The organism is Paraburkholderia dioscoreae (assembly GCF_902459535.1).
GTDB lineage: Bacteria > Pseudomonadota > Gammaproteobacteria > Burkholderiales > Burkholderiaceae > Paraburkholderia > Paraburkholderia dioscoreae.
Map to the genome: position 1 here is coordinate 1,796,144 of NZ_LR699553.1, position 24,485 is coordinate 1,820,628.

19 protein-coding genes are annotated in these 24,485 nt (G+C 64.5%); 11 read left to right on the forward strand and 8 right to left on the reverse strand.

Annotated elements, in window-relative coordinates:
- Window positions 1–56: 56 nt before the first annotated feature.
- The 5 genes from PDMSB3_RS07940 to PDMSB3_RS07960 form a co-directional block, all read right to left on the reverse strand.
- Window positions 57–992, reverse strand: coding sequence for a MaoC/PaaZ C-terminal domain-containing protein (locus PDMSB3_RS07940; RefSeq protein ID WP_165185682.1), 936 nt, complete (start codon window positions 990–992; stop codon window positions 57–59).
- Between the two features lie 2 nt (window positions 993–994).
- On the reverse strand, window positions 995–2,410 hold the full coding sequence (locus PDMSB3_RS07945) for a 3-oxoacyl-ACP reductase (RefSeq protein ID WP_007182249.1): 1,416 nt from the start codon (window positions 2,408–2,410) through the stop codon (window positions 995–997).
- Window positions 2,411–2,569: 159 nt separating this feature from the next.
- Window positions 2,570–5,068: an acyl-CoA dehydrogenase gene (locus PDMSB3_RS07950; protein ID WP_165185684.1), complete on the reverse strand. Its 2,499-nt coding sequence runs from the start codon at window positions 5,066–5,068 to the stop codon at window positions 2,570–2,572.
- Between the two features lie 462 nt (window positions 5,069–5,530).
- Entirely contained in the window at window positions 5,531–6,406 is an 876-nt protein-coding gene (locus tag PDMSB3_RS07955) for a TetR/AcrR family transcriptional regulator (RefSeq protein ID WP_165185687.1), read from the reverse strand.
- 359 nt (window positions 6,407–6,765) lie between these two features.
- Window positions 6,766–7,986, reverse strand: coding sequence for an MFS transporter (locus PDMSB3_RS07960; protein WP_007182245.1), 1,221 nt, complete (start codon window positions 7,984–7,986; stop codon window positions 6,766–6,768).
- Between the two features lie 408 nt (window positions 7,987–8,394).
- On the opposite strand from PDMSB3_RS07960, the gene PDMSB3_RS07965 reads away from it, so the two are divergent.
- Both PDMSB3_RS07965 and PDMSB3_RS07970 read left to right on the forward strand, forming a co-directional pair.
- Window positions 8,395–8,769, forward strand: coding sequence for an MAPEG family protein (locus tag PDMSB3_RS07965; RefSeq protein WP_007182244.1), 375 nt, complete (start codon window positions 8,395–8,397; stop codon window positions 8,767–8,769).
- A gap of 271 nt (window positions 8,770–9,040) precedes the next feature.
- The gene (locus PDMSB3_RS07970; RefSeq protein WP_007182243.1) at window positions 9,041–10,372 is read left to right on the forward strand and encodes a chloride channel protein; all 1,332 of its coding nucleotides are present in this window, start codon (window positions 9,041–9,043) and stop codon (window positions 10,370–10,372) included.
- 78 nt (window positions 10,373–10,450) lie between these two features.
- Here PDMSB3_RS07970 and PDMSB3_RS07975 read toward each other — a convergent pair whose 3' ends face one another.
- Window positions 10,451–12,403 (reverse strand): AMP-binding protein, encoded by a 1,953-nt coding sequence (locus PDMSB3_RS07975; protein WP_165185690.1) that lies wholly within the window; start codon window positions 12,401–12,403, stop codon window positions 10,451–10,453.
- Window positions 12,404–12,664: 261 nt separating this feature from the next.
- Here PDMSB3_RS07975 and PDMSB3_RS07980 point away from each other — a divergent pair, with 261 nt between their 5' ends.
- Together PDMSB3_RS07980 and PDMSB3_RS07985 are read left to right on the forward strand one after the other, a co-directional pair.
- Window positions 12,665–13,840, forward strand: a complete 1,176-nt coding sequence (locus tag PDMSB3_RS07980; protein WP_197740221.1) for a long-chain specific acyl-CoA dehydrogenase — start codon at window positions 12,665–12,667, stop codon at window positions 13,838–13,840.
- The gene (locus PDMSB3_RS07985; protein ID WP_165185692.1) at window positions 13,837–14,520 is read left to right on the forward strand and encodes a TetR/AcrR family transcriptional regulator; all 684 of its coding nucleotides are present in this window, start codon (window positions 13,837–13,839) and stop codon (window positions 14,518–14,520) included. Before PDMSB3_RS07980 ends, PDMSB3_RS07985 begins: the two co-directional genes overlap by 4 nt.
- 40 nt (window positions 14,521–14,560) lie before the next feature.
- Here the strand turns inward: PDMSB3_RS07985 and PDMSB3_RS07990 are convergent, their stop codons facing one another.
- The gene (locus tag PDMSB3_RS07990; protein WP_197740222.1) at window positions 14,561–15,442 is read right to left on the reverse strand and encodes an alpha/beta fold hydrolase; all 882 of its coding nucleotides are present in this window, start codon (window positions 15,440–15,442) and stop codon (window positions 14,561–14,563) included.
- 51 nt (window positions 15,443–15,493) lie between these two features.
- Window positions 15,494–16,318: an enoyl-CoA hydratase/isomerase family protein gene (locus tag PDMSB3_RS07995; RefSeq protein ID WP_165185695.1), complete on the reverse strand. Its 825-nt coding sequence runs from the start codon at window positions 16,316–16,318 to the stop codon at window positions 15,494–15,496.
- Window positions 16,319–16,694: 376 nt separating this feature from the next.
- Here PDMSB3_RS07995 and PDMSB3_RS08000 point away from each other — a divergent pair, with 376 nt between their 5' ends.
- From PDMSB3_RS08000 to PDMSB3_RS08030, 7 genes are read left to right on the forward strand one after another with little or no spacing between them, the layout of a single operon-like run.
- Entirely contained in the window at window positions 16,695–17,792 is a 1,098-nt protein-coding gene (locus PDMSB3_RS08000; RefSeq protein ID WP_007182237.1) for a thiolase family protein, read from the forward strand.
- On the forward strand, window positions 17,789–18,991 hold the full coding sequence (locus PDMSB3_RS08005) for a thiolase family protein (protein ID WP_007182236.1): 1,203 nt from the start codon (window positions 17,789–17,791) through the stop codon (window positions 18,989–18,991). The genes PDMSB3_RS08000 and PDMSB3_RS08005 overlap by 4 nt, the downstream gene beginning before the upstream one ends.
- A 13-nt stretch (window positions 18,992–19,004) precedes the next feature.
- Entirely contained in the window at window positions 19,005–19,481 is a 477-nt protein-coding gene (locus PDMSB3_RS08010) for a Zn-ribbon domain-containing OB-fold protein (protein WP_007182235.1), read from the forward strand.
- Window positions 19,478–21,076 carry an acyl-CoA carboxylase subunit beta gene (locus PDMSB3_RS08015; protein ID WP_007182234.1) on the forward strand — a complete coding sequence of 533 codons (1,599 nt, stop codon included), beginning with the start codon at window positions 19,478–19,480 and terminating at the stop codon, window positions 21,074–21,076. Before PDMSB3_RS08010 ends, PDMSB3_RS08015 begins: the two co-directional genes overlap by 4 nt.
- 8 nt (window positions 21,077–21,084) lie before the next feature.
- The gene (locus tag PDMSB3_RS08020) at window positions 21,085–23,130 is read left to right on the forward strand and encodes an acetyl/propionyl/methylcrotonyl-CoA carboxylase subunit alpha (protein ID WP_165185698.1); all 2,046 of its coding nucleotides are present in this window, start codon (window positions 21,085–21,087) and stop codon (window positions 23,128–23,130) included.
- Between the two features lie 14 nt (window positions 23,131–23,144).
- A complete protein-coding gene (locus PDMSB3_RS08025; RefSeq protein ID WP_007182232.1) occupies window positions 23,145–23,597 on the forward strand; it encodes a MaoC family dehydratase in 453 nt (150 codons plus the stop codon).
- A complete protein-coding gene (locus tag PDMSB3_RS08030) occupies window positions 23,594–24,466 on the forward strand; it encodes an HpcH/HpaI aldolase/citrate lyase family protein (protein WP_007182231.1) in 873 nt (290 codons plus the stop codon). The genes PDMSB3_RS08025 and PDMSB3_RS08030 overlap by 4 nt, the downstream gene beginning before the upstream one ends.
- The last annotated feature ends 19 nt before the right edge of the window (window positions 24,467–24,485 follow it).

A 24,485-nucleotide genomic window follows, 5' to 3' on the forward strand; every position in this document is an offset into this window, starting at 1 on the left:
GCAACAACGATTTCAGCGGGCCCGAATTCCACGCTTCGACGCCCGATGCGCGTGCGTCATTGCAGTCTCCATTGCATGCGCCCACGCAAATGCGGTTTCTGTCCGCCAATGTCGCGCACTTCAATGTCGCGTTCGATCAGCGAAGGCGATGCACCCCACAGTGAAGCCTCGCCGGGCAGCAGCATCGGCAGCTTGAATTCGGCGCTGAGCGTGGCTTCCGCGAGCGGCTTCGGCGGTTGCAGCGCGGAGGCGGCGCGCGCCAGCGTCCACATGCCATGCGCGATCGCGCGCGGAAAACCGAAGGCCTTCGCGGACAGCGCGCTCAGATGGATCGGGTTGTAGTCGCCGGACACGCCCGCGTAGTCGCGGCCGAGTTGCGACGGCAGTTGCCAGCGCGCGATGCGTTGCAGTGGTTCGGGCCCGAGTTCGAGCGGATCGAGCACGCTACCGCTCGCCTGCACGCCGCGCTTCAGATAGACGCTGTCGCCGTCCCACACTGCTTCGCCGCGCCGGTACATGTGGGTATGCAGCACGAACGCCTGGCCTTTGTCGTGGCGCAGCAGCGCGCCGAATTCCACCTCGACGCGCAGCATGTCCTTGTAGGCGAGCGGCCGGCGCAGGCGCACATGGTTGGCCAGATGCACGAGCCCGAGCGCCGACCACGGAAACGCCGGGTCGGTCAGCATCAGCAGATGCAAGGGAAAGGCGAGCAGATGCGGATACGTGAGCGGCACGCCGTGCTCGGGAATGAAACCGCACACGCGCGCGTAATGCCAGATCTGCCCTGGCTCAAGGGGAACGGCGGGGCGCACGAGACGCAACGGCGGCAGATGTGTCTCGCGCCCGCGTTTGACGATGCCGGACAACGCGCGCGCGTAGAGCTTCGCGGGCGCGGGCAAGGTGTCGATCACGACGGTCCTGGGCCGCACGGCGTCCGGCCGCGCCGTGTTCGATGCCTGACTGCCGCTGAACGGATCCCCCGGCTCACTCATGGTCACGCTCCAATCAGGCTTTGTCCGCACACGCGCACGACCTGGCCGCTCACGCCCGCCGATCCCGGATGCGCGAGCCACGCAATAGTCTGCGCGACGTCGACCGGCTGGCCGCCCTGGCTCATCGAATTCATGCGGCGGCCGGCTTCGCGGATTGCGAGCGGAATCTTCGCGGTCATCTGCGTTTCGATGAAGCCGGGCGCGACGGCGTTGATCGTGATGCCGCGCGCGTGCAACTGCGGCGCCATGCTTTGCACGCGACCGATCACGCCGGCCTTCGAGGTGGCGTAATTGGTCTGGCCGAGATTGCCGGCAATGCCGCTGATCGACGACACGCCGACGATCCGGCCGCCGTCGCGCAGAATGCCGGCGGCGAGCAGGGCGTCGTCGATCCGCTCCTGCGCGGACAGGTTGATGTCGATCACGCTTTGCCAGGCGGCCTCGGTCATCTTCACGATGGTCTTGTCCTTCGTGATGCCGGCGTTGTGCACGACGATATCCACGCCCTGTTCGTCGAGCGCGGCGGCGATCTGCGCGGGTGCTTCGGGCGCGGCGATGTCGAACGCGAGCGCGGTGCCGTTCAGTTGACGCATGGTGGCGTCGAGCGCCTCGCGGGCCGTTGGGATGTCGATGCCGATTACGTGCGCGCCTTCCGCCGCCAGCACGCTCGCGATCGATGCGCCGATGCCGCGCGCGGCGCCGGTCACGACCGCGCGCCGGCCCGCGAGCGGCTGCCGCCAGTCGAACGTGGGTGTCGTTTCCGCGCCGGCACTGGCGGCGGCGATGCGCACGACCTGACCCGACACATAAGCCGAGCGCGGCGACAGAAAGAAACGCAGCGTCGCTTCAGCGCGACCTTCGGCGCCTTGCTCCACGTAGACCAGATTGGCGGTGATGCCGCGCCGCGCTTCCTTGCCGAGCGAACGCGTGAAGCCTTCGAGCGCGCGCTGCGCGGTCCACTGCCGCGGCGTCGCACAGCTTTCCGGCGGCCGTCCCAGCACGATGGTGCGCCCGCACCTGCCGAGCGAGCGCAGTGTGTCGTGAAAGAAGCCGTGCAGCGGTTCGAGCTGGGTGCTGTCTTCGATCCCGCTCGCGTCGAACAGCAGGGCCGCGAGCTTGCCTTGGGAGCCGGAATCGGCCGCTTCGAAACGCCCCGTCATCAGACCGTGGCGATTGGCGAGCGGCACCCACAGCCCGGCGCCTTCATGCGCGACGCTGGTCACGCCGATGCCGGCCACGAGATTCGCGAGCGCGTCGAGCAACTGCGGTTCGCGGCCCGCACCGATCGCCATCAGGCCGCCGAACTCCGGCTGGTCGGCGCGATAGCGGCGCAGCACCTCGGGCTTCGGCAGGCCGAGCGAGCGCGCAAGGCGCGCGCCGAACGGCGAATTGACGAAGTTCAGATAAGAGTCGTTCATATTATTGATTGCTCCCGCTGGCCACGCCTCGAAGGCAGCCCCCGGCCCGAATGAAGTCCCTCGCGGGATTGGAGGCGTCGAACGTGTGTCAGTGTGCACCGAGTTCGGCGCACACGGCGCGCCTTTCCCGGATGTTTTTTTTACAAGCCGGCGCCGAGCTCAGGCTGCGAGCTCCAGCGCCTTTTCCAGCGTCTCCTTGCGTTTTTGCAGGTTGGCAAGCATGTCGAAGTCGGCGGGGAAGTCATCCACCTTCACGACTTGTGCGCCATAACGCGCGTAATCGTCGAGCACGCGGCGTTCGTCGGCGTCGATCAGGCCTTTTTTCTGCGCCGCGTCGGTCCATGCGGCCAGTTGCGGCAGGCTCTGCGGCATCGGCTCGAGCAAACCTTGTTTGACCGCGTCGCGCAGCTTCTGGTCGATCTGCGTGAAGCGCGGGTTCAGCTCGAACACCAGCTCGCCGTAGCCGAGCGCGTCGACATCCGGATGCGGCACGTACGAATCGGACACCAGACGGTTGCGCGCGGCACCCGGTGTTTGCATCAGTTCGGCGATTTCACTGCCGAGTCGGTCGGACGGTTCGCGGTGGGGCAGGCCGAACGGAAACGCGAGCACGCGCACGAGGCCGGCGGCGACGCGGTTCGGATAGTTGGCAAGCACACCGTCGAGCGCGTGTTGCGCCTTGTACAGCGAATCCTCGACGCCCCAGCGAACCAGCGGCAGGTCTTCTTCCTGGCGGCCTTCGTCCTCGAAGCGCTTGAGCGTGGCCGAAATCAGGTAGAGCTGCGACAGCACGTCGCCCAGACGCGCGGAGATGCGCTCGCGGCGTTTCAGATCGCCGCCTAGCACGAACATCGAGACATCGGCGAGCAGCGCGAATGCGGTGGAAAGGCGGGTCGCCGCGCGATAGTACGCATGCAGCGGCGCGTAGGCCATGCGCGGTTTGGCGATGAACGCGCCACCCGTCACGCCGTACACGAAACTGCGCACCACGTTGGACAGCGTGAAGCTGACATGGCCGAAGAACGCTGCGTCGAAATCGCGCAGCGCCTTCGCGCGATCCGTTTCGCGCGTGGCGGCCATTTCCTTCAGCACATACGGATGACAGCGGATCGCACCCTGGCCGAAAATGATCAGGCAGCGCGTGAGAATGTTCGCGCCTTCCACAGTGATCGCGATCGGCACCTGCTGATAGGCGCGCGCGAGAAAGTTCGACGGTCCCATGCAGATGCCCTTGCCGGCGGCGATATCCATGCCGTCGTTAATGACCATGCGGGCACGCTCCGTGATGTGATATTTGGCGATCGCCGAAATCACCGAGGGTTTTTCGCCGAGATCCACCGCGTGCGCCGACAGGCGGCGCGCGGCGTCCATCACATACAGGTTGCCGCCCATGCGGCCGAGCGCTTCCTGCACGCCTTCGAACTTGCCGACGGCGGTGCGGAACTGGCGGCGAATCGCGGCGTAAGCGCCGGTGCCGCGCACGGCGATTTTCGCCATCCCCACATTCGACGAGGGCAGCGAAATCGCCCGGCCCGCTGCCAGGCATTCCATCAGCATGCGCCAGCCGTTGCCGACCTGCGCGCGGCCGCCGATCACCCAGTCGAGCGGAATGAACACGTCCTTGCCCGAGTTCGGACCGTTCTGGAACACCGCGTTGAGCGGCCAGTGACGGCGGCCGATGTTCACGCCCGGATGGTCGGTCGGAATCAGCGCACAGGTAATGCCGGGTTCGTCGCTCATGCCGAGCAGGTGGTCGGGATCGAGCGCGCGGAACGCGAGGCCGAGCACGGTCGCGATCGGTCCGAGCGTGATGTAGCGCTTGTCCCACGTGACGCGAAAACCCAGCGTCTCGCGGCCTTCGAACGTGCCTTTGCATATGATGCCGACGTCCGGAATCGCCGCCGCATCGGAACCGGCGTACGGGCTCGTCAAGGCGAAGCAGGGAATTTCCTCGCCGCGTGCGAGGCGCGGCAGATAGTGGTTTTTCTGCGCGTCGGTGCCGTAGTGCATCAGCAGTTCGGCGGGGCCGAGGGAGTTCGGCACCATCACCGAAACGGCGGCGGCCGAGCAGCGCGTGGCGAGCTTCATGATGACCTGCGAATGCGCATACGCGGAGAACTGCTTGCCGCCGTACTGCTTCGGAATGATCATGCCGAGAAAGCCGCGCTCCTTGATGTACTGCCAGGTTTGCGGCGACAGATCCTGCCAGATCATGGTGGTCTCCCAGTCGTTCGCGAGATCGCAGAGCTGCTCGCATTCGACGTCGAGGAACGACTGTTCTTCCGCCGTCAGCGTGGCGGGGCCGTAGCCGAGCAGCTTGTCCCAGTGCGGGCGGCCCGAGAATAGTTCGGCGTCCCACCAGACCGTGCCGGCTTCGATCGCGTCGCGCTCGGTCGGCGACATCTCCGGCAGGATCTTGCGGAAGATATCGAGCACGGGCTTGGCGAGCCACGCGCGGCGCAGCGGCTTGAGCGCGAGCACGAGGGCAGGGAGGACGAATACGACAGCGAGCAGCGAGGTGGCCACCGGGCCCGTCGCGCCGCTGACATGCGCGGCTGCCACCCAGACGATCATGAAGGCAAGCCACCATACGGCGCGTGCCTGAACGTAGACGAGCGCGAGAGCGGCTATGACGAGCACTGGGATGAACCACGGCATGACGTTTCCTCCTGTTTCGATGGTGCGTGCGAACGCGTCCACGGGGCGCGGACGGTGCGCGTTCTATTGATTTTCTGCCCGGCGGCTGTGGTGCTTTTCCACGCGTTTGCGTGTTGCCTGCGTTTGCTTCCCCTCGCGCCTGCTTCGTTTTGCGCGTCGTGTCTGCAGTTCGACAGCGCGGCGTCGCTTAGGTGCGGGACTTAGACGTGCTGCTCAGGTATGCGGCGTTCATGATGTTCGGCTGCCTTTTTTGCTGGGTTTGTACCGGGTACTTGTTGCCTGTCTGATGCCTCGCCGACGGTGTAGAGATTGCCGGTCGATGCCTCGTGCGATGCTGCGGCATGCTTAACGTTGTGCGGCTTGCCGGCGTGACGCGGCGGGAATGTTATTGCCGGCGCGCCAGTGCGCTGCCTGTTCCTCGTGCGGACGGCTCATGACGGCGCCGCCCGCAGCGCCTGTTTGCTAAGCCGTGCCGTGCAACGCGTGCTGAAACGCGCCTGCCTCCATATTGTCGCCACGGCGTTCGCCTTCGGATACCCCCGCCGATGCCGATGCCGACGCCGATTCGCCTGACGCCCGCGTCGTGTTTTCCGCGCCTTGCGCGCTGCCCTCGATCGGGCATTCCGAGCCTCCTTCGGTAGCGTCGCCCAGTACCGCGGCGAATGCGGCCAGTTGCGAGCCGTTGGGCAGCGGCGCCTTGAGCGCGGCCACCATCAGCGAGGCAAGGCGTGCTATGAGCTGCAGGTCGTTCATCGACTTGCCCTGCGAGAACTCGGAAATCAGGCTGTCCGTATCGGTACCGGCCAGCACGCCTGAGAGCGCGCCGATCGCGAAGTGAAGCCGCCAGCCGAGCTCCTCACGCGGCAAATGCGGCAACGCGCGCTGGAACGCATCGAAAAAACGCACCGCTACCGAAGCGTAGTGCCCGTTGAGAAAGTCGCGAATGAACGACGACGGGTCGGTATAAGCGCGCCCCAGCAACCGCAGGAATGCCTTGCCGCCCACGCGTGGATCGCGCGACAGGCGCAGCGCCGGAATGAACATCGCGCCGAGCACATGCTCGCAGGTCAGACGCTCGCCGAGCATCGCGTCGAAGCGATCGAGCAGCTTGAGCCGCTCCTGATTGAGACGATCGAGGCGGCGCGACAGCATCGAGTGAATCAGCGATTCCTTGCTGCCGAAGTGGTAGTTCACTGCCGCCAGATTTACTTCGGCACGCGAAGTAATCTGGCGCAGCGACATGGCCTCATAGCCGCATTCGATGAACAGCGTTTCGGCGGCGTCGAGGATGCGGGACTTCGTATCGCCGGCATGCCGGCCTGTTGTGCGAACTGCCATGTTGCGTCTCCCAGTTGCCGGGCATGCGGCCCGCAAACAAGCGATTCAAATATCGATTTGAAACGGCCGTTTTTTTCAGGATAAGAAGGAATGGTGCGTGCGATCAAGGGTCTGTGTCGACTAACTCCTCTAGAAGACCTGACGAAGGTCGAGCTTTCCCTGCACGCGGCGCGTCAAACCGCGCGGAAATAAAAAAGGCCGTTCCGATGGAAATCGGAACGGCCTCGTATGGCTTTGCTACTCTGTTTGGCCCAGCTTCTGTTTGCTGACGCGTGCTTTGCGTCGCGGCGGTTCGAGCCGCCTTTGCCGCTTATTGTGCCCGATAACGCGCCGGCAAAATAGCTGTTTGGTTCAAACGCTTAAAGCTGTGCCGCAACCTGCTTCGCCGACTGCGTCATGTCGATGCCGCGGCGCTCGCGGCTGAACGGAATCAGCGCGGCGATCACCACGGCCACGACGCCAATTACCACCGCCATGATGAGCGCGTAGTTGTTGCCGTGCGCTTCAGCGGCGCTCGCTTGCAGTGGGCCGTTGACCGACGCGATCAGATTGCCGAGCTGGTACACGAGGCCGGGGAACGTCGCGCGAATTTCATCGGGCGAGATTTCGTTCAGGTGCACCGGAATCACGCCCCACGCACCTTGCACGGAGATCTGCATCAGGAAGGCGCCGAGCGCGAGCAGCAGCGGGGTGGTCGAGAAGGCCCACAAGGGCAGCACCGGCAACGCGATCAACGCCGCGATGAAGATCGCGCGCTTGCGGCCGATCTTCTCGGACAACGAACCGAAGAACAGGCCGCCGCAAATCGCGCCGACGTTCAGCGTGATGGTGATCCACGACACCGTATGCGCGTCGAACTGATGCTGCACGCGCAGGAAGGTCGGATACAGATCCTGTGAGCCGTGCGAGAAGAAGTTGAACGCGGTCATCAGAATGATCGCGTACAGCGACAGCTTGACGTTCTGCCGGAGCGTGGCCACGAGACCCGGGCGCGCTTTCTTTTCGAGCGTCTTGAAGGCGGGCGATTCCGGCACATGCGCCCGCACGTATAGCACGAGCAGCGCCGGCAGTACGCCGACAAAGAACATGCCGCGCCAGCCGATGTACTGATAGAACACGCCGAACACGACCGAGGCGAGCAGATAGCCGCTCGGATAGCCGGCTTGCAGCAGACCCGAGACGATGCCGCGCGATTTGGGCGGCACGGTTTCCATGGTCAGTGCGCCGCCCACGCCCCATTCGCCGCCCATCGCGATGCCGAACAGCGCGCGCAGCACGAGCAGGGTGGCCAGGTTAGGCGAAAAGCCGGAGAGCAATTCCAGCAGCGAGAAACACGCGATGTTGACCATCAGCGTGGGACGGCGGCCGTACCTGTCGGCGAGCCAGCCGAAAATCAATGCGCCGACCGGACGCATCATCAAGGTCAGCATAATGCCGAAGGCGACCTCCGGGATTTTCGTATTGAACTCCGCCGCGATATCTTTCAATACGAACACCATTAGAAAGAAATCGAATGCGTCGAGTGTCCAGCCCAGATAGGCGGCGATCGTGACGTTTCTCTGTTCCCGTGTCCAGCTCATTGATTGTTCTCCTGAGTCTCCAATCACCCGTGTTCAACTACGGGCGGCTCCGCAGCCCCGCACCCCCTGTGGCAAAGGCTCCGGGGCGAGTGTACGCCGACTGTTAAACGCTTGCATGAATGAACGCACGTTTATCCGTATTAATCCCTGGAGCAAGTTTCATGCGAAATGACGGTGCATGCATTATGTTTGGTAAATGTAATTATTGTATTAATAGTGTGTGCAATGCAGTTTGTTATTTGTAATCTATTTCAAGTGCCATTGCACGGTAATCCGTCAGTCTGACTTCAAGGTAATTCACGCGCGATAGAGGTGGTGCTCGCGGGATTCCGGTTGGCGGCGGCGCGGACCGGCGGGTATAACAGCGGCTCGCGGCATTCGCGCCGCGCATACAAGGGAGACTGATCAATGACAATTCCGCATTTATGCCTGCTCATCGTGGTGCTGTTGCCGTTTCCGTGGACGATGCTGGCGAAGGTCAGCAAGCGCTATGACAACCGCACGCCGCGCGCTTATCTTGCCGGGCTCGAAGGCTGGCGCGCGCGAGCGCATGCGGCGCATCAGAACGCGTGGGAGGCGCTGGCAATGTTTACCGCTGCGATCGTCGTGGCCGGGCAGGCGGGCGGATCGAGCCCGTGGATCAACTGGCTGTCCATCACCTTCGTCGTTACCCGGGTGCTGCACGGCGTGCTGTATGTGGCGAACGTGGCGCCGCTGCGGTCGCTGGTGTGGTTCGTCGGCATCGTGTGCGTAGTGTCGATCTTCTTTGTATCGGTTCGCTAGGTAAGCGTGGTGGCGTCCGCGCTGTTCGCGCGGGCGCGAGCCGTCTTTGGTGGCGCTTTAGCTTGAATGCCTTGTTGGATCGAACGAGCTGGCGCGGGCCGAAACGTGAGCGCCTGATCCGGTGGGCACGGCCGGGAAGCCCTATGGCACCTGCCTTTCGGCTTATATATGCAGTTTATGAATCAGTCGAGCTGAAAAATCAATTGGATTCATGCTGCGTCGCGGAATAAGATGCTTGGCATCCCGTTCATTTCATTGCAGCCGACGCGCCATGTCAGTCAAATCAATCACTTCCGTGCCAGTACGCCGCGAGCGGAGTCCGTTTGTCGTCGTGGCCGCCGTCACGCTGCTTACGGGCCTTGGCGCCGGTTTGGGCGGCATGCTGCTCGCGTTGCTGCTGCACGGCATCCAGCATCTCGCCTACGGCTACAGCGTGACGCACGTGATCAGCGCCGAGAGTTTTCTGCAAGGCGTGAGCGGCGCCGCGCCCGAGCGCCGCCTCGTCGTGCTGACGATCTGCGGGTTGGTGGCGGGGCTCGGCTGGTGGGCGCTGTACCGGTTTGGCCGGCCGCTCGTGAGTATTCGTCAGGCCGTCAAGTCCGACGATCCGCAGATGCCTGTGCTGAGCACGACGATCCATGCATTGCTGCAGATCGTCACCGTCGCGCTGGGCTCGCCGCTCGGCCGTGAAGTCGCGCCGCGCGAAGTCGGCTCGGCGCTCGCCGGCTGGCTGTCGCGCCGCGCGGGTCTGTCTGTCGCGCAGAGCCGGATCATGGTGGCGTGCGGCGCGGGCGCCGGTCTGGCCGCGGTCTATAACGTGCCGCTCGGCGGCGCGGTGTTCGTGCTCGAAGTCCTGCTGGGTACTTTCGGCTGGCCCGCCCTGGTGCCGGCCATCGTGACCTCGTCGGTGGCGGCGCGGGTCGCGCAGCTGGGACTGGGCAACGAGCATCAATACCTCGTGCCTTCAATGGTGCTGAGTTCATCGCTCGTGGTCTGGTCCGTGGTGTGCGGCCCGATTCTGGGCGCGGCGGCGTGGAGCTTCGCGGAGCTGATGAAGCGCTCGCGCGCGGCTGCCCCGAAAAACTGGCGCCTGCCGGTGTTGTCGCTGCTGAACTTCGCGATGATCGGCGTACTGGCGATGCATTTCCCGCAGTTGCTCGGCAATGGCAAAGGGCCTGCGGGACTGGCATTCAACGGTGGCCTGACCCTGAGTCTCGCCGCGATGCTGCTGGTGCTGAAGGTGGTGATTACCGCGAGCAGTCTGCGGGCGGGCGCCGAGGGCGGCCTGCTCACGCCGGGGCTCGCGAACGGCGCATTACTGGCGATCGTGCTCGGCGGGTTGTGGAGCATGGTGTGGCCGGGGGCGTCGCTGGGTGCGTTCGCGGTGGTCGGCGCAACCGCGTTTCTCGCTGCCTCGATGCAGATGCCGATTACGGCCGTGGTGCTGATGTTTGAATTCACCCGCATGAGCCAGGATTTTCTGATTCCGGTTCTGTTTGCCGTGGGCGGCGCGCTGCTCGGTTTTCGCGCCTGCGCGAAGTGGGTGCCGGCGCTGCAGTCGAGCTTTGGTTTGAACTGGAGCGGGGCGGCCAAAGCGCGATAAGGCGGTGGCCTTTGGTGGCGGCATGGTGGATGCCATGCCGTCGAACGCAAAACCGGCCGAAGCGCCGTTGCTCAAACGCTACGGCCTTTTTCTCGCCGCCACCTCGCGGATCAGATTCCCCACCACCTCCAGATCCTCGATTCCCGTCAGATCGCTTTTGGCCTCGCCGGTCTCGACAATTTCTCTCAATAGCCGCCGCACGGTTTTGCCGGCGCGTGTCTTGGGCAGCGCCTTGCAGACGAACACGTGCTCCAGACGCGCGATAGTCCCGATCGCGTCGCTCACCGCCGCGCAAATCTGGCCGACAGTCGCCTCGACCGGCGCCCCGGCCACCAGTGTCACGAACGCCACGGGCACCGTGCCCTTGACCGCGTCGCTCACGCCGACCACGGCCGCATCCGCAATCCCCGGCTGCGACGCCACGACCGATTCGATCTCCATCGTACTCAGCCGATGCGCGGCAACGTTGATGACATCGTCGCCGCGTCCGAGCACCCACAACTGCCCGGTGCTATCGACCACGGCCTCGTCGGACGTGTTGTACACGCCAGGATAACGGCCGAAATACGTATTCAGATAGCGTTGATGGTCGTCCCACACCGTGCGGGCGAGCGTGGGGAAGGGCGCCGTCAGGACCAGCGCGCCTTTGGTGCCGACCGGTGCAATCGATCCGTCTTCGAGCAGCACGCGGTACGCGTGTCCCGGCACCGGCGTGCCGCATGAACCCGCTTTCAGCGGCTCGACGCCGTAGACGGGATAGGTCCAGGTCGAACCGGTCTCGGTCTGTCCGTACGCATTGACGATCGGCAACTGATCGCCGAGCGTGTCCGATGTCCAGTGATACGTTTCCGGATCGAGCGGTTCCCCTTGCGTCGTAATTAGCCGCAAGCCATCGATCCGGTTGGCCTTCGCCACCTCGTCGCCGAGCGCGCGCAGCATACGCAGCGCGGTCGGCGCGATCAGGATCTTGGTGACGTGATGCCGGTTGGCGATCTGGTAGAAGCGGTCTTTGCCCGGCGTATCGAGTGCGCCTTCGTAGCACACCAGACTCGCGCCGTGTGCGAGTCCGCCGATCACGGCCTGAATCGGAAACGTCAACCAGCCGACATCGGCCGCGCACCAGTAGACATCGTCTTTTGCCGGGCCGACCTGCCATTGCACATTGGCCCACGTGCCAAGCAGAAATCCCACGACGCTATGCACCACACCCTTGGGCTTCGATTCGGTGCCGCTCGTGAAAATCAGAAATGCCGGCGCGTTGGCTTCGAGCGGCACGCACGGGCAATCGTCGGACTGCGCGTCGACCAGTTCCTTGTAGCCGGTCTCGCCGTCATGCAACGCGGGCGCCGCCCCGGTGCGATCGATCACGACGATGTGCTCCAGCTTCGGTGCCGAGCGCCGCGCTTTGCGGGCGTTTTCGAGTAACGGCACCTGCTTGCCGCGCCGATAGCTGGCGTCCGCCGTCACCAGGACTTTGGCCCGCGAGGTTTGCAGTCTTAGCGCGGCGGCGTCGGCCGAAAAACCCGCGAACAGCACCGTATAAATAGCGCCGATCCGGTTGCATGCCTGAATCGCAACAAAAGACTCCAGCATGTTCGGCAGATAGATCGCGACGACGTCGCCCTGACCGACGCCGAGCGAGCGTAGCCCGTTCGCAAAGCGTGCGGTGGCGGTGCGCAGTTGCGCATAGCTGAGCGTGGCGCAATCGCCCGGCTCGCCTTCCCACGTGATTGCCGGCCGCGACGCGTAATACGGATCTTCCGCGTAGCGATCGACGCAGTTGTCGCACACGTTGAGCATGCCGCCGGCGAAGTATTTGAACTCGGGGAAGTTGCCGTCGCGCACGCTGTCCCACGGGCGCATCCAGCGGAATTTCTTCGCCACCCACTCCCAGTAGGCGTCGGGGCCACCGACGCGCTCGATCTCGCGCGCTTGCGCGAGCAAAGCGGCCTGTTCGGCGACCCGCCATTGTTCAGGCCAGGGTAAAAGCGGTTCGGCAAGCAGCGTGCTCAGCGTATCGGTGGAGCTCATGCGGTGTCTCCTGCGTCTGACTTCACGGATAGATCCAGCGCGGATCGATCGGCACGGCCGACAAGCGGATCGGGCGCAGCGGCGACCCGGCTCATGCTGCGGATGCGTTTGCGCCCGCTTGCGTCCGTTCGTTCCGCTGGCTCCCGACCGTCCCGGTGCCGGTTTTGAATTGTTCTGCTTGTTTTTCTGATTGCACGGTTGCCGTTTTGCGTGTGAAAATCTACCTAACGTTTGTTAGATAGTCAAGCACCGGAGGCACTCGTGGGCGCAGAGGATTTCCCTGATCAGCAGCAACGTTCGCCCTATTTCAGCGAAGAGCACAGCATGTTGCGCGATGCGATACGCCGCTTTATGGCCAAAGAGGTACTGCCATTCGCGGATCAGTGGGAGATGGACGGCTATGTGCCGCGCGAGCTGCTGCGCAAGATGGGCGAGCAGGGTTTTCTCGGAATCCGGCAGTCCGAAGCATTTGGCGGTGCGGCAATGAATGTGCTCGGCACAGTGGTGCTTGCCGAAGAATTGGGCCGCTCCACCTTCGGCGGTTTTGCGATCACGGTGCTGGTTCATACGGACATGGCGTCGCCGCATCTGCAGCATGCGGGCAATCCCGCGCAACTCGAACGGCTGATGCCCGATCTCGTCGCGGGCCGCAAGATCGCCGCCGTCGCAATGACGGAAGCGGGCGCGGGTTCCGATCTGGCGTCCATGCGCACCACGGCGCGTCTCGACGGCGACCACTACGTGCTGAACGGCGCGAAGATGTTCATCACCAACGGCGTTCACGGCGACGTCTATTTCGTCGCGGCCAAAACCGGCGGCCCGGGCCGCAGTCACGGCGGCATCTCCATGTTCATTGTCGAGAAGGGCATGCCGGGATTCTCCGTCGCGCGGCCGCTGAACAAGCAAGGCTGGCTGTCGTCCGATACGGCGGAACTGGTGTTCGACGAATGCCGCGTGCCCGTGCAAAACCTGCTTGGCGAAGAGAACAAGGGCTTTTATTCGCTGGTCAGGAATCTGCAGAACGAGCGCATCACGCTTGGCGCGCAGGCGCTGGGCGAAGCATCCAAAGCAATCGAGATCACGCTCGCTTACGTCACCCAGCGCACCGCTTTCGGTCAGACGCTGTGGGAGAAGCAGGCGATCCGTCAGAAGATGGCGATGCTGCTCTCGAAGGTGGAAGCGGCGCGGCAACTCCTTTACAACACCGCATGGCGCGATGCGCAAGGGCAAACGGTCGTCGCGGAAGTCTCGATGATCAAGGCGCTGTGCGGAGAACTCGTCAACGAAGTGATGTACGCCTGCCAGCAGTTTCACGGCGGCTTCGGCTACATGCGTGAAGCGCCGATCGAGCGAATGGTGCGCGACGCCCGTGTGCAGTCGATCGGCGGCGGCGCAACCGAGGTGATGCTCGAAGAAGTCGCGAAGCGGATGGTATGACGTCTATGGTCAGCACGCCCGTTCCCGCCATATCGACGAGGGCAGCCGCATCGGCAGGCAGCGGCGATGTCGCGTCGGCGTCGCCCACAACTGCGGCCAGCGACTCACGCCGCACGATCCTCGATACGGCCGCACGCCTGTTTCGCAAAGAAGGTTACGCCGCCGTGTCGTTGCGCGACATCTCGGCGGCTTGCGGCATGAAAGCGGGCAGCCTGTATTACCACTTTGCGTCGAAAGACGAGATCGTGTCCGAGGTCTTGCGGATCGGCGTGGAGCGTGTGTTCGCCGAAGTGCGCGCGTCGATCGACGCATTAGGCAAAGACGCCGCGCCCGAGCAGGTGTTTCGTACGGCGGTTCGCGCGCATTTGCGCGCGTTGCTCGAATCGCACGACTATACGTCGGCCAACATCCGCATTTTTGGTCACGTGCCTGCGCAGATCCGGGCGGCGCAATTGCCATTGCGCGACGAATATGAGGCGGTGTGGGCCGACATCATTGCGCGACTTGTACCACGGCGGAAAAAACGCAGTGACGAGTTGCGTTTCGTGCGGTTCTTCCTGCTCGGCGCGATGAACGGCACGCTCGACTGGTTTCATGCGGGCCACGCTTCAGTCGACGAAGTGGCGCAACGGTATGCGTCGCTGGCGCTGTCGGGCCTGCTGGGCGCAAGCCGGGATTGATGCGGAAGTCGTGCAGAACAGGGATAGAAGCAGCGATATGTCATCCACCGTCGCGTTGCACGACCCGATCCAGAAACGCCAGCAGTGCGTCGCCGAACACGTCGTTCCGGTCGCCGGCCACCATATGCCCGGCGTCCATCACGTTCACGTATTCGCTCTGCGGACATAGCGCGCGAAATTCCCGCGCGCCTTCTTCACTTAATACGTCGGACAACGCGCCGCGCACCAGCAGGGTCGGACACGTCAGATGCCGCGCGCAATTTTCGAGTCGCTGCTGCCGTAACGCGAAGTCCCACTCCTGAGGCTTGAAGCGCGGATCCCAATGCCATCGATATTTGCCGTCAGCGGCAAGCCGCACGTTTTTCGCGAGGCCGTCGAGATTTTTCCGCCGTGCGCGTTGCGGCTGATAACTGGCGATCGCGTCGGCCACTTCTTCGAGCGACTCGAAGCCCTCGGGCTTTTGCGTCATGAAGTTGTGCACCCGGTCTGCGCCGTCCATCTCCACCCGCGGCGCAATATCGACGAGGATCAGCGCGCAGGCCTCGACGCGGCCTTCACCCGCCGCGATCAGACTGGTGCCGCCGCCGAGCGATGCGCCGATCAGCGCGGCGCGCGGCCTGCCGAGCGCCGCGATCACGCACCGCAAATCCTCGACCATCACGTCTTCGCCGTACGCGCCGTCGGGCGCCCAGTCGGAATCGCCGTGGCCGCGGGCGTCGAACGCGACTGCCCAGTAACCGCGCGCGCCGAGCTTTTCGCCCGCACCTTTCCACGCGTGCCGGGTCTGGCCGCCGCCATGCTGCAGCAGGACCAGCGGGCCGCGAGGGTCTCCCCACGCATCACCCGTAATCGCGACGCCGCCCGCGCCGCGCCACGTGAACATCGGCTCGGGCGTGCCGGGAAGTCTTATGCCTGCTGTCACGCGATGACTCCTTCAAAGAAATGCGGCCCTACTGGGATGACCGGCAACGGTTCACCAGGAATCGAAAGTCGGCGCGCGTTTTTCGGAAAATGCCTGCATGCCTTCTTTCCATTCGTCGCCACCGACCAGCATCGACAACGCCTCGATACCAAAGCGCCGCGCCGTGCGCAGATCGGCGTCTTCGCTGACATAGATGCTGCGTTTCGATTGCGCGACCGAGCGTGGTCCGAGTTTGCGGATCTCCAGCGCGATGTCAAGCGCGCTTTGCAGCAGCATGTCGCCCGGCACCACCGCCGACACGAGCCCATAACGGTCCGCGGTGGCCGCGTCGAGATGGGTGGCACGCAGAATCCAGTCGAGCGCTTTGCTGCGGCCGACGTGCCGGATCAGTTTCTGCACGCCGCCGGCGCCCGCCACAGCGCCAAGTTTGGTCTCGGGCAAACCGATTTTTGCGTGCGAAGCGATCACACGGAAATCGCAGGAGAGCGCCAGCTCGCATCCGCCTCCGAGCGCAAAGCCGTTGATTGCGGCGATGGTCGGAAAGTGCAGTTCTTCCAGCCGGTCGAACAGCACGGCGATATCGGCCAGATAGTGGTCGCGCGCGTCGAACGGCTGATGGATCGATGCTTCGGGCCCCGCGAAATATCGCAAGTGCGCGCCGCAGCAAAACGCGCGCTCCTGCCCCGTGATGATCAGCGCACGGGTGCTTTCCATGTCGACGAGATCCAGCGCGTGATCGAACTCGGAGAGCAGTTCGAGCGACAGTGTATTCATCTGCGCAGGGCGTGTGAGCGTAATCAACGCAATCGCGCGCTCGGCCCATTCGAGCCGTACCGCGCTGCCTTCGAACGTCGGTCCATCAAATGTTCCACTCATAAGGTCTCCTGGTTGGTGCGCACGGCCACGCTGGCGGCGCAGTGCCGGGCGTGCCGATTTCTTTGGAAAGGGTAGGGGGACGACGGCCAGTCTGTCAAGAAAATGAACTGACCGTCGGGTTAGTTTTGATCATGCGGCGTGATGGAGCGGTCGGGAATACGGGCGATCCAGCAGCATAAAGTTGAAAACTAACCGTTGGGTTAGAAGATTGACCAGGAAGATTAAGGTCGTTATGATGGGTCCTGGAGACAGCACGCACCATTGTCCGTGGCCTTCGCCATGCGTGGCGGGAGCCGGGGAGGCCGGCGTGGCGCGTAGGTCGGAGAACAGCCTGTCGCGCTGGCTTCATCCGCGAAACGGAAAATAAAGGTCCAACATGGATGTCTATGTGATGGGAGTGGCGATTCATCCAGCGGCGGACGCGATCGGCGATCTGCGGCTGGAAGAAATGGCCTACCGCACCGCGCGCGCCGCGCTCGACAATGCGGGGGTCGAACGCCGCGAGATCGATCATCTGACGCTTGCCGCCAGCGACGAAATCGACGCACGCGGTATCAGCAGCATGCTGCTCGCCGCGCCGTCGGGCGGTTATCTGAAAGACGAAATGCGCGTCACCGATTCGGGCCTCGCCGGCCTGCACCTCGGCGCGATGCGCGCGGCGGCGGGACACTTGCAGCTCGGCCTCGTGGTCAGTTCGAACCAGAGCTCGGTCGTGCCGCTCGAAGACATCGCGCGAATGCGCGGCGAGCCCTTTTTTCTGCGGCCGGTCGGCTTGAACTTCGCGATTGCCGATGGCCTGTTCGCCGGCGCGGTGGCCACGCGGTACGCCATTTCCGCCGCAACGGCCGCCGAACGCGTACTCGAACGCATGCGCTCGGCGGCCCGCAACAGCCGCGCCGTGGCGCGTACGCTGCCGCGGCTTGACGACATCGCGGGCTCACCCTGTCTCGCTTATCCGCTGCGCGCCGGGCATCGCGCGCCGGTCACGGACGGCGCGGTCGCCATGGTGCTCGCGTCCGGCGAATGGCTGCGCGCGCATCCGCAACACCGGCCGCTCGCGCGCATTGCCGGCATGGCGTGGGGCGTCGACCGTTATCAGCTGGATGCCGAGCGCTTGGCCGGCCTCGATATTTTCCAGCGCGGCCTCGATGACGCGCTGTCGCGCGCGGGCCTAGAGAGCGTCGACGAACTCGAAGTGGTCGAACTCGAAGCGCAAAACGCATGGGCCGACGTGGCCTTCAGCCAGGCGCTCGGCGCCTCGGCGCGTGTGAGCGTCAGCCCCTCGGGCGGCGCATGGGCGCAAAACCCGTTCTTCTGCACCGGCTTGCTGAATGCCGCCGAAGCAGCGCTGCAGGTTGCCGGCCAAGCGGGCGGCCATCAGGTCGACGGCGCGCGGCGCGCGCTGGCTCACGGCGTATCCGGCTTTGCACAACAGACTCATGGCTTCGTCGTCATGGAAGGAATAGCGGCATGAAGGCGCACAACGTAGCGGTTATCGGCGTTGGCCAGACGGAATTCCGGTCGCGCTCGGACAATCAGACTTACGCCGAACTCGCGCAGGAGGCCGTCGCGCTCGCGCTTGTCGACGCCAATCTGCAGCCCGAGGAAATCGACGCGGTGGTGTTTTCAATGGCGCCGACCACGTTCATGGGTGTCGCGGACGCCGACAAATGGGCTGCGGATTACATCTGGGCGCGCGGCAAGCCGTTCATGCGCGTGCACACCGGTGGCGCGACCGGCGGCTCCGCGTTGCAGGCGGCACACGCGCACGTCGCGTCCGGGCAGTACGGCACCGTGCTGGTGGTCGGCGCCGACCGCATCACCGAAACGCCGGACGCGCAGTTCGTGTTGAACCTGATCTGGGACGCGTTCTACGAGCAGGACTTCGCGCTGAACACGGTGACGATGACAGCGCTCGCCACGCAGCGCTACATGCACAAGTACGGCACGACCGAGCGGCAATATGCGAATGTCGTGGTGCGCGCCCGCCGCAATGCGTTGAACAATCCGTCCGCGCATCTGAAGGGCGCGATCGATATCGACGCGGTGCTCGCGTCGCCGCGCATTTCGTGGCCGTACAAGCTGTTCGATATCTGTCCGCGTTCGGCGGGTGCGGCGGCGGTCGTGATTACGTCCGAGACGCTCGCGCGCGAACGCTGCACGCGCCCGGCGTTCATCACCGGCACCGCGGGTGTGTCGAACACGATATTCATGGGCGATCGCATGGGTCCACACGCCGATACCGATTTCGCCGATTTCGCGGAGTTGCGCCAGGCGGCACGCGAATGTTTCCGCCAGGCAGGCATAACAGATCCGCTGCGCGAGTTGCAAACGGTCGAAATCTACGACCCGTTCAGTTCGTTCCAGTTTCCGCAGCTCGAATCGCTCGGCTTTTGCAAACCCGGCACGGCGCAGCAACTGAGCGACGAAGGCGCATTCGACATGGATGGCGCAATCGCCGTGAATCCGTCCGGCGGCACGCTGTGCACGAATCCGATCGGCGTGACCGGCCTCGTGCGTGCGGCGGAAGCGGCGCGTCAGGTCATGGGCCGCTCCGCCGCGATGCAGGTCAAGAACGTTCACAACGCGCTCGCCACCGCGATTGGCGGGTCGACGCAATTTTTCACGGTCACGATGCTGAGCGACGAGCCGCGCCGTGCCCCGGCGGCCTGACAGGAGATCATTCATGAGCAAGAGTCCAGCAACACCCGAACCGCGCACTTTTCCGGGTGAATGGCATGTGCGCTACAACTATCCGGTAGGAGACGTGGGCGCGCATTTCTTCGACGCGTTGAAGGAGAAACGCATTGTCGCGACGCGCTGCAGTGCGTCGGACATGACGTATCTGCCACCGCGCGCGTACTGCGAGCGCAGCTTTGAAAAATGCGACGGCTATGTGGATGCCGGCATGGAAGGCACGATCGAAGCGGCGACTATCGTCAGCGCCGCATTCGACAACCTGCCGACGCCGCCCTATGCGATCGCCTATGTACGGCTCGACGGCGTCAGCACCGCGATGGTCAACTTCGTGCGCGGCATGGATCTCTCGGACGTACCCGCGGCGGCGGCGAAACTGCAGCCCGGCACGCGCGTGCGTGTCGAGTTCATCGATGCGCCGCAAGGCCGCATTACCGATTTCCACTACGTGCTGGCCGCCGCGTGAGTACCATCCTCTCCCGCATCGATCGCCAGTCCGACGCGTTCAGGAACAACGAAGCGCACTACGACGCGCTGCTCGCCGAACTGCGCGAGCGCCACGCGCATGTGCTTGCGGGTGGCGGCGAGCGGCTGGTCGAACGGCATCATGCGCGCAACAAGATGCTCGCGCGTGAACGGATCGACCTGCTGCTCGACCCGCTATCGCCGTTTCTCGAACTGTCGCCGCTCGCGGCATGGGGCATGTACGGCAACGCGGTGCCGTCGGCCGGCGTGATTACCGGTGTCGGCCTGATCGCGGGCACGCCCTGCATGCTGATCGCCAACGACGCCACCGTGAAGGGCGGCTCGTTCTTCGCCGAGACCGTCAAGAAACATGTGCGCGCGCAGGACATCGCCGGGCATCATCGTTTGCCGGTCATTTATCTGGTCGATTGCGGTGGTGCGTATCTGCCGGAACAGGATCGTGTGTTCCCCGACAAGGACCACTTCGGCAATACGTTCTACCGGCAATGCCAGATGTCGGCCGCGGGCATTCCGCAGATCGCCGCGGTGTTCGGCGGCTGCACGGCGGGCGGCGCATACATACCGGCGCTCGCCGACGAAGTCGTGATGGTACGCGGCCAGGCACGCATTCATCTGGGCGGCCCGCAGATCGTCAAGGCGGCGATCAACGAAATCGTCGACGGCGAAACGCTCGGCGGCGCCGAGATGCACACGCGCGTGTCGGGCGTCTCCGACTATCTGGCGGAAAACGAAGCGCAGGCACTCCAGCGCGTGCGCGACATCATCGCCAATCTGAACCGGCCGCGGCCGCTTTCTGGCGCAGTGCGCGACGTCGTGCCGCCGCGCTACGACATTGGCGAGTTGCGCGGCATCCTGCCGCCGGGGCTGAAGGAATCGTATGACGTGCGCGAAGTGATCGCCCGGCTCGTCGACGATTCCGAGTTCCAGGAATTCAAGCCTGAGTTCGGCAGCACGCTCGTGTGCGGCACTGCTTACTGGTGCGGTTATCCGGTTGGAATTCTCGCCAACAATGGCGTGCTGTTTTCAGAGTCGGCCACGAAGGGCGCGCATTTCATCGAACTGTGCAACCAGCGCAATATTCCGCTGCTGTTTCTGCAGAACATCACCGGCTTCATGGTCGGTACCGAGGCCGAGCGTGGCGGCATCGCACGGCATAGCGCGAAGCTCGTCTACGCAATGGCGACCGCACGCGTGCCGCGCCTCACGGTGATCATCGGCGGCTCGTTCGGCGCGGGCAACTACGGTATGTGCGGTCGCGGCTTCGATCCGCGCTTCCTGTTCGCATGGCCGAACTCGCGAATCGCGACCATGAGCGCGGACGTCGCGGCGACCGTGCTGACCGACCTGCGGCGCAGCAGTCTGAAAGCCGCCGCCGACGAAGCCGAGATCGCCGAAATCGATCGCGTCACGCGCGAGCAGTTCACCACGCAAAGCGATCCGTATTACGCCACTGCGCGCCTGTGGGACGACGGGCTGATCGAGCCGTCGGAAACGCGCGAAGTGATCGGCCTGTGCCTCGCACTCGCGGCGGCCGAAGCGCCGGCGACCGGCCCTTCACCCGTCTTCCGGATGTAAAGGCAAACATGTTCGAATCCATTCTTATAGCGAACCGTGGCGAAATCGCCTGCCGGATCGCACGCACCAGCCGCCGGCTGGGCATCCGCGTCATCGCTGTCTATTCCGACACGGACCGCGGCGCGCGTCATGTTCGCGAGGCCGATGTCGCGGTGCGAATCGGCCCGGCGGACGCAACGCGCAGTTATCTCGACGCCGACGCGATCATCCGTGCGGCACTCGAAACCGGTGCGAGCGCGATCCACCCGGGCTACGGGTTTTTGTCGGAGAGCACGCAGCTTGTGAGCCGCTGCGCCGAGCACGGCATTGCGTGGATCGGTCCACGCGGCGACGTGATCGAGCGGATGGGCTCGAAGATCGAATCGAAGCGTATCGCTGTCGACGCGGGCGTGCCGTGCGTGCCGGGTTACCACGGCGATAACCAGAAGCTCGAGCATCTGCTCGAACAGGCGCGCGCAATCGGCGCGCCGCTTCTGATCAAGGCGAGCGCCGGTGGCGGCGGCAAGGGCATGCGGCGCGTCGACGACCTCGACGATTTCGCCGCGCAATTGAGCATGGCGAAGCAGGAAGCGTTGCGCGCATTCGGCGACGACCGCGTGCTGATCGAAAAGCTGATCCTGCGGCCGCGCCATCTGGAAGTGCAGCTTGCGGGCGACCGTCACGGCAACCTCGTCCATCTGTTCGAGCGCGAATGCTCGATCCAGCGCAACTATCAGAAGGTGTTCGAAGAAGCGCCGGCGCCGCATCTCGCGCCGGCCGTGCGCGAAAAACTGCTCGACGCCGCGACGAAGCTCGGCAACGCGATCGGCTACGACTCGCTCGGCACGGTCGAGTTCGTGCTCGCCGAGGACGCCGATACGCCGTACTTCCTGGAAATGAACACGCGCCTGCAGGTCGAGCATCCGGTGACCGAAATGGTCACGGGTCTCGATCTGGTCGAACTGCAGATTCGTATTGCCGCCGGCGAACCGCTGCCGATGCAGCAGGACGCGGTCGCTGTCACAGGCTGGGCAATCGAGGCGCGTATCAATTGCGAAGACCCGGCGCATGGGCATCGGCCGGAGTTCGGCACGGTCGCGCGTTATAGCGAGCCTGCGCTGGCTGGTGTGCGCGTCGACAGCGGCATTGAAAGTGGCTCGGAAATCGCGCCGCACTATGACTCGATGATCGCGAAGGTGATCGGTTACGGCGCGACCCGTGCGCAGGCGGTCGAGCGTTTGCGTGCCGGTCTCGGCGCGTTCGAGGCCGCCGGCATCGGCACCAATCAGAGCTTGCTGTGCGCGATCGCGGATCACTCGCTGTTCCGCGCGGGGCGGTTGACCACCGGCTTTCTCGCGGAAGCATTCCCCGGCGGCTGGCACGACGATCCCGCGGACTTCCGCTACGCGGTGTGCGCCGCCGTGCTGCATCGGCTCGCGGCACGCGCGGCGCCGGGTGCCGATTACTGGCAGAGGCAAAGCGGGCACCGCTTCATGGCGGCGGCGGGGCGGCGGGCGGCCGCGCGCATGCGGGTCGCACTGGACGGCGACGAACAGCCGGTCAGTGTCGAACGCGATGGCGAACTCTGGCTCGTGAAAGCCGGCGACGAGGCCGTGCTCGATCTCCAGGTGCGCGCACTTGCCGACGACCAGTTGCTGCTGCTGCCGCGGCATGGTGTGCCGCGCCGCTACACGCTCACCGCCGACGGCGCGCATCTGTTCGTCAATCACGTCGGCACGCGCTGGCGCGTGCAGGTCGTGAGCGAAGTGGAAGCGCTGGCGCGCGTGGCTGCGCAAGCGGGCGTGCAGGGTAGCGAAGTGGCATCGGAAATGCCGGGCGCCGTGACGGAGATTCATGTCGCGCCAGGCGATCAGGTGGCCGCCGGCGACGTGCTGGTCGTGATGGAAGCCATGAAGCTGATCTTTCCGCTGGTCGCGCCGCGCGACGGCACGATCGCCGTGGTCCGTTGCGCGCTCAACGAAATCGTGCCGCGCGGCCATGTGCTCGTGCAACTGGAGCAATTGGCGACACCGGCGGACATACCGGCGCCAGCAGCCGAATCCATCGACAAATAAAGGGCGATACGGATATGCGCGGACTTTACTTCGAGGAATTCACGGTCGGGATGCGGTTCGATCATGCGCTCACGCGCACCGTCACCGAGTGGGACAACATGCAGTTCTCCAACATGACGATGAACCCGCAGCCGCTGCACGTCGACGCGCATTTCGCGGCGTCGACGGAGTTCGGCAAGCCACTCGTGAACAGCCTCTTCACGCTAGGACTAATGATCGGGATCTCCGTGTGCGAGACCACACTGCGCACGACCATCGCCAATCTCGGCATGACCGACGTGAGCTTTCCCGCGCCGGTTTTTCAAGGCGATACGCTGCACGTTAGAACCGAAGTGCTGTCGTTGCGCGCGAGCGCTTCGCGGCCCGGCGCCGGCATTGTCGAGTTCAGGCACGCGGCGTTCAATCAGAACAACGTCGAAGTCGCGCGCTGCACGCGCGCGGCGTTCATGCATCGGTCCCCGGCGTGAGCGCGGCGCAATCGTGGCTGTTCGTGCCCGGCGACAGCGCGCGCAAGATCGAACGTGCGCTGCAAGGCGACGCGCACGCGCTGATCTTCGACTGGGAAGATGCGGTGGCGCCCGCGGCAAAAGCGGCGGCGCGGCAGACCACGGCAGCCGCGCTCGCTGCGGCGGGCGCACCGGCCGGGCGCTGCTGGATTCGCGTCAATGCTTTGTCGACAGCGTTTTTCGACGACGACATTGCCGCGCTGCCGGGCGCCGCGATTGCGGGCGTCGTGCTGCCGAAAGCGTGCGGCGTGCGCGATATCGAGCAGCTCGGCGCAGCGCTGGAACAGTTTGAACGTGCGAACGGGCTTGCCGCCGGCGTATTGCGGATCGTCGCGATCGTGACCGAGTCGGCGGCTTCGGTACTCGCTTTATCGGAATTCCGCGCGCCCGTATCGAGACTGCACGCGGTGATGTGGGGCGGCGAAGATCTCGCGGCCGATCTCGGCGTGGCGAATAATCGCGAGACCCGCAGCGACGCTCATGCGGCCTATCGGGCGCCGTTCCAGCTTGCGCGCAATCTGACGCTGTTTGCCGCGGCTGCGGCAGAGTGCCTTGCGATCGACGCAGTCTTTACCGACCTGCATGCGCAGGACGCGCTGCTCGCCGAAAGTGCCGCGGCACGCGCCGACGGTTTCGGCGCAAAGGCGGCGATACATCCGGATCAGGTTGCCGTCATCAATCGTACGTTCGCGCCGACCGCGCAAGAACGGATGTGGGCGCAACAGGTGATCGCGGCGTTGGACCAGCAGCGGGGCGGGCTCGCCGTGCTCGACGGCAAGATGCTCGATGCGCCGCATTTGAGGCTCGCGAAGCGCATTCTTTCGCGCTAGCCATCGGGAGAGAAAGATC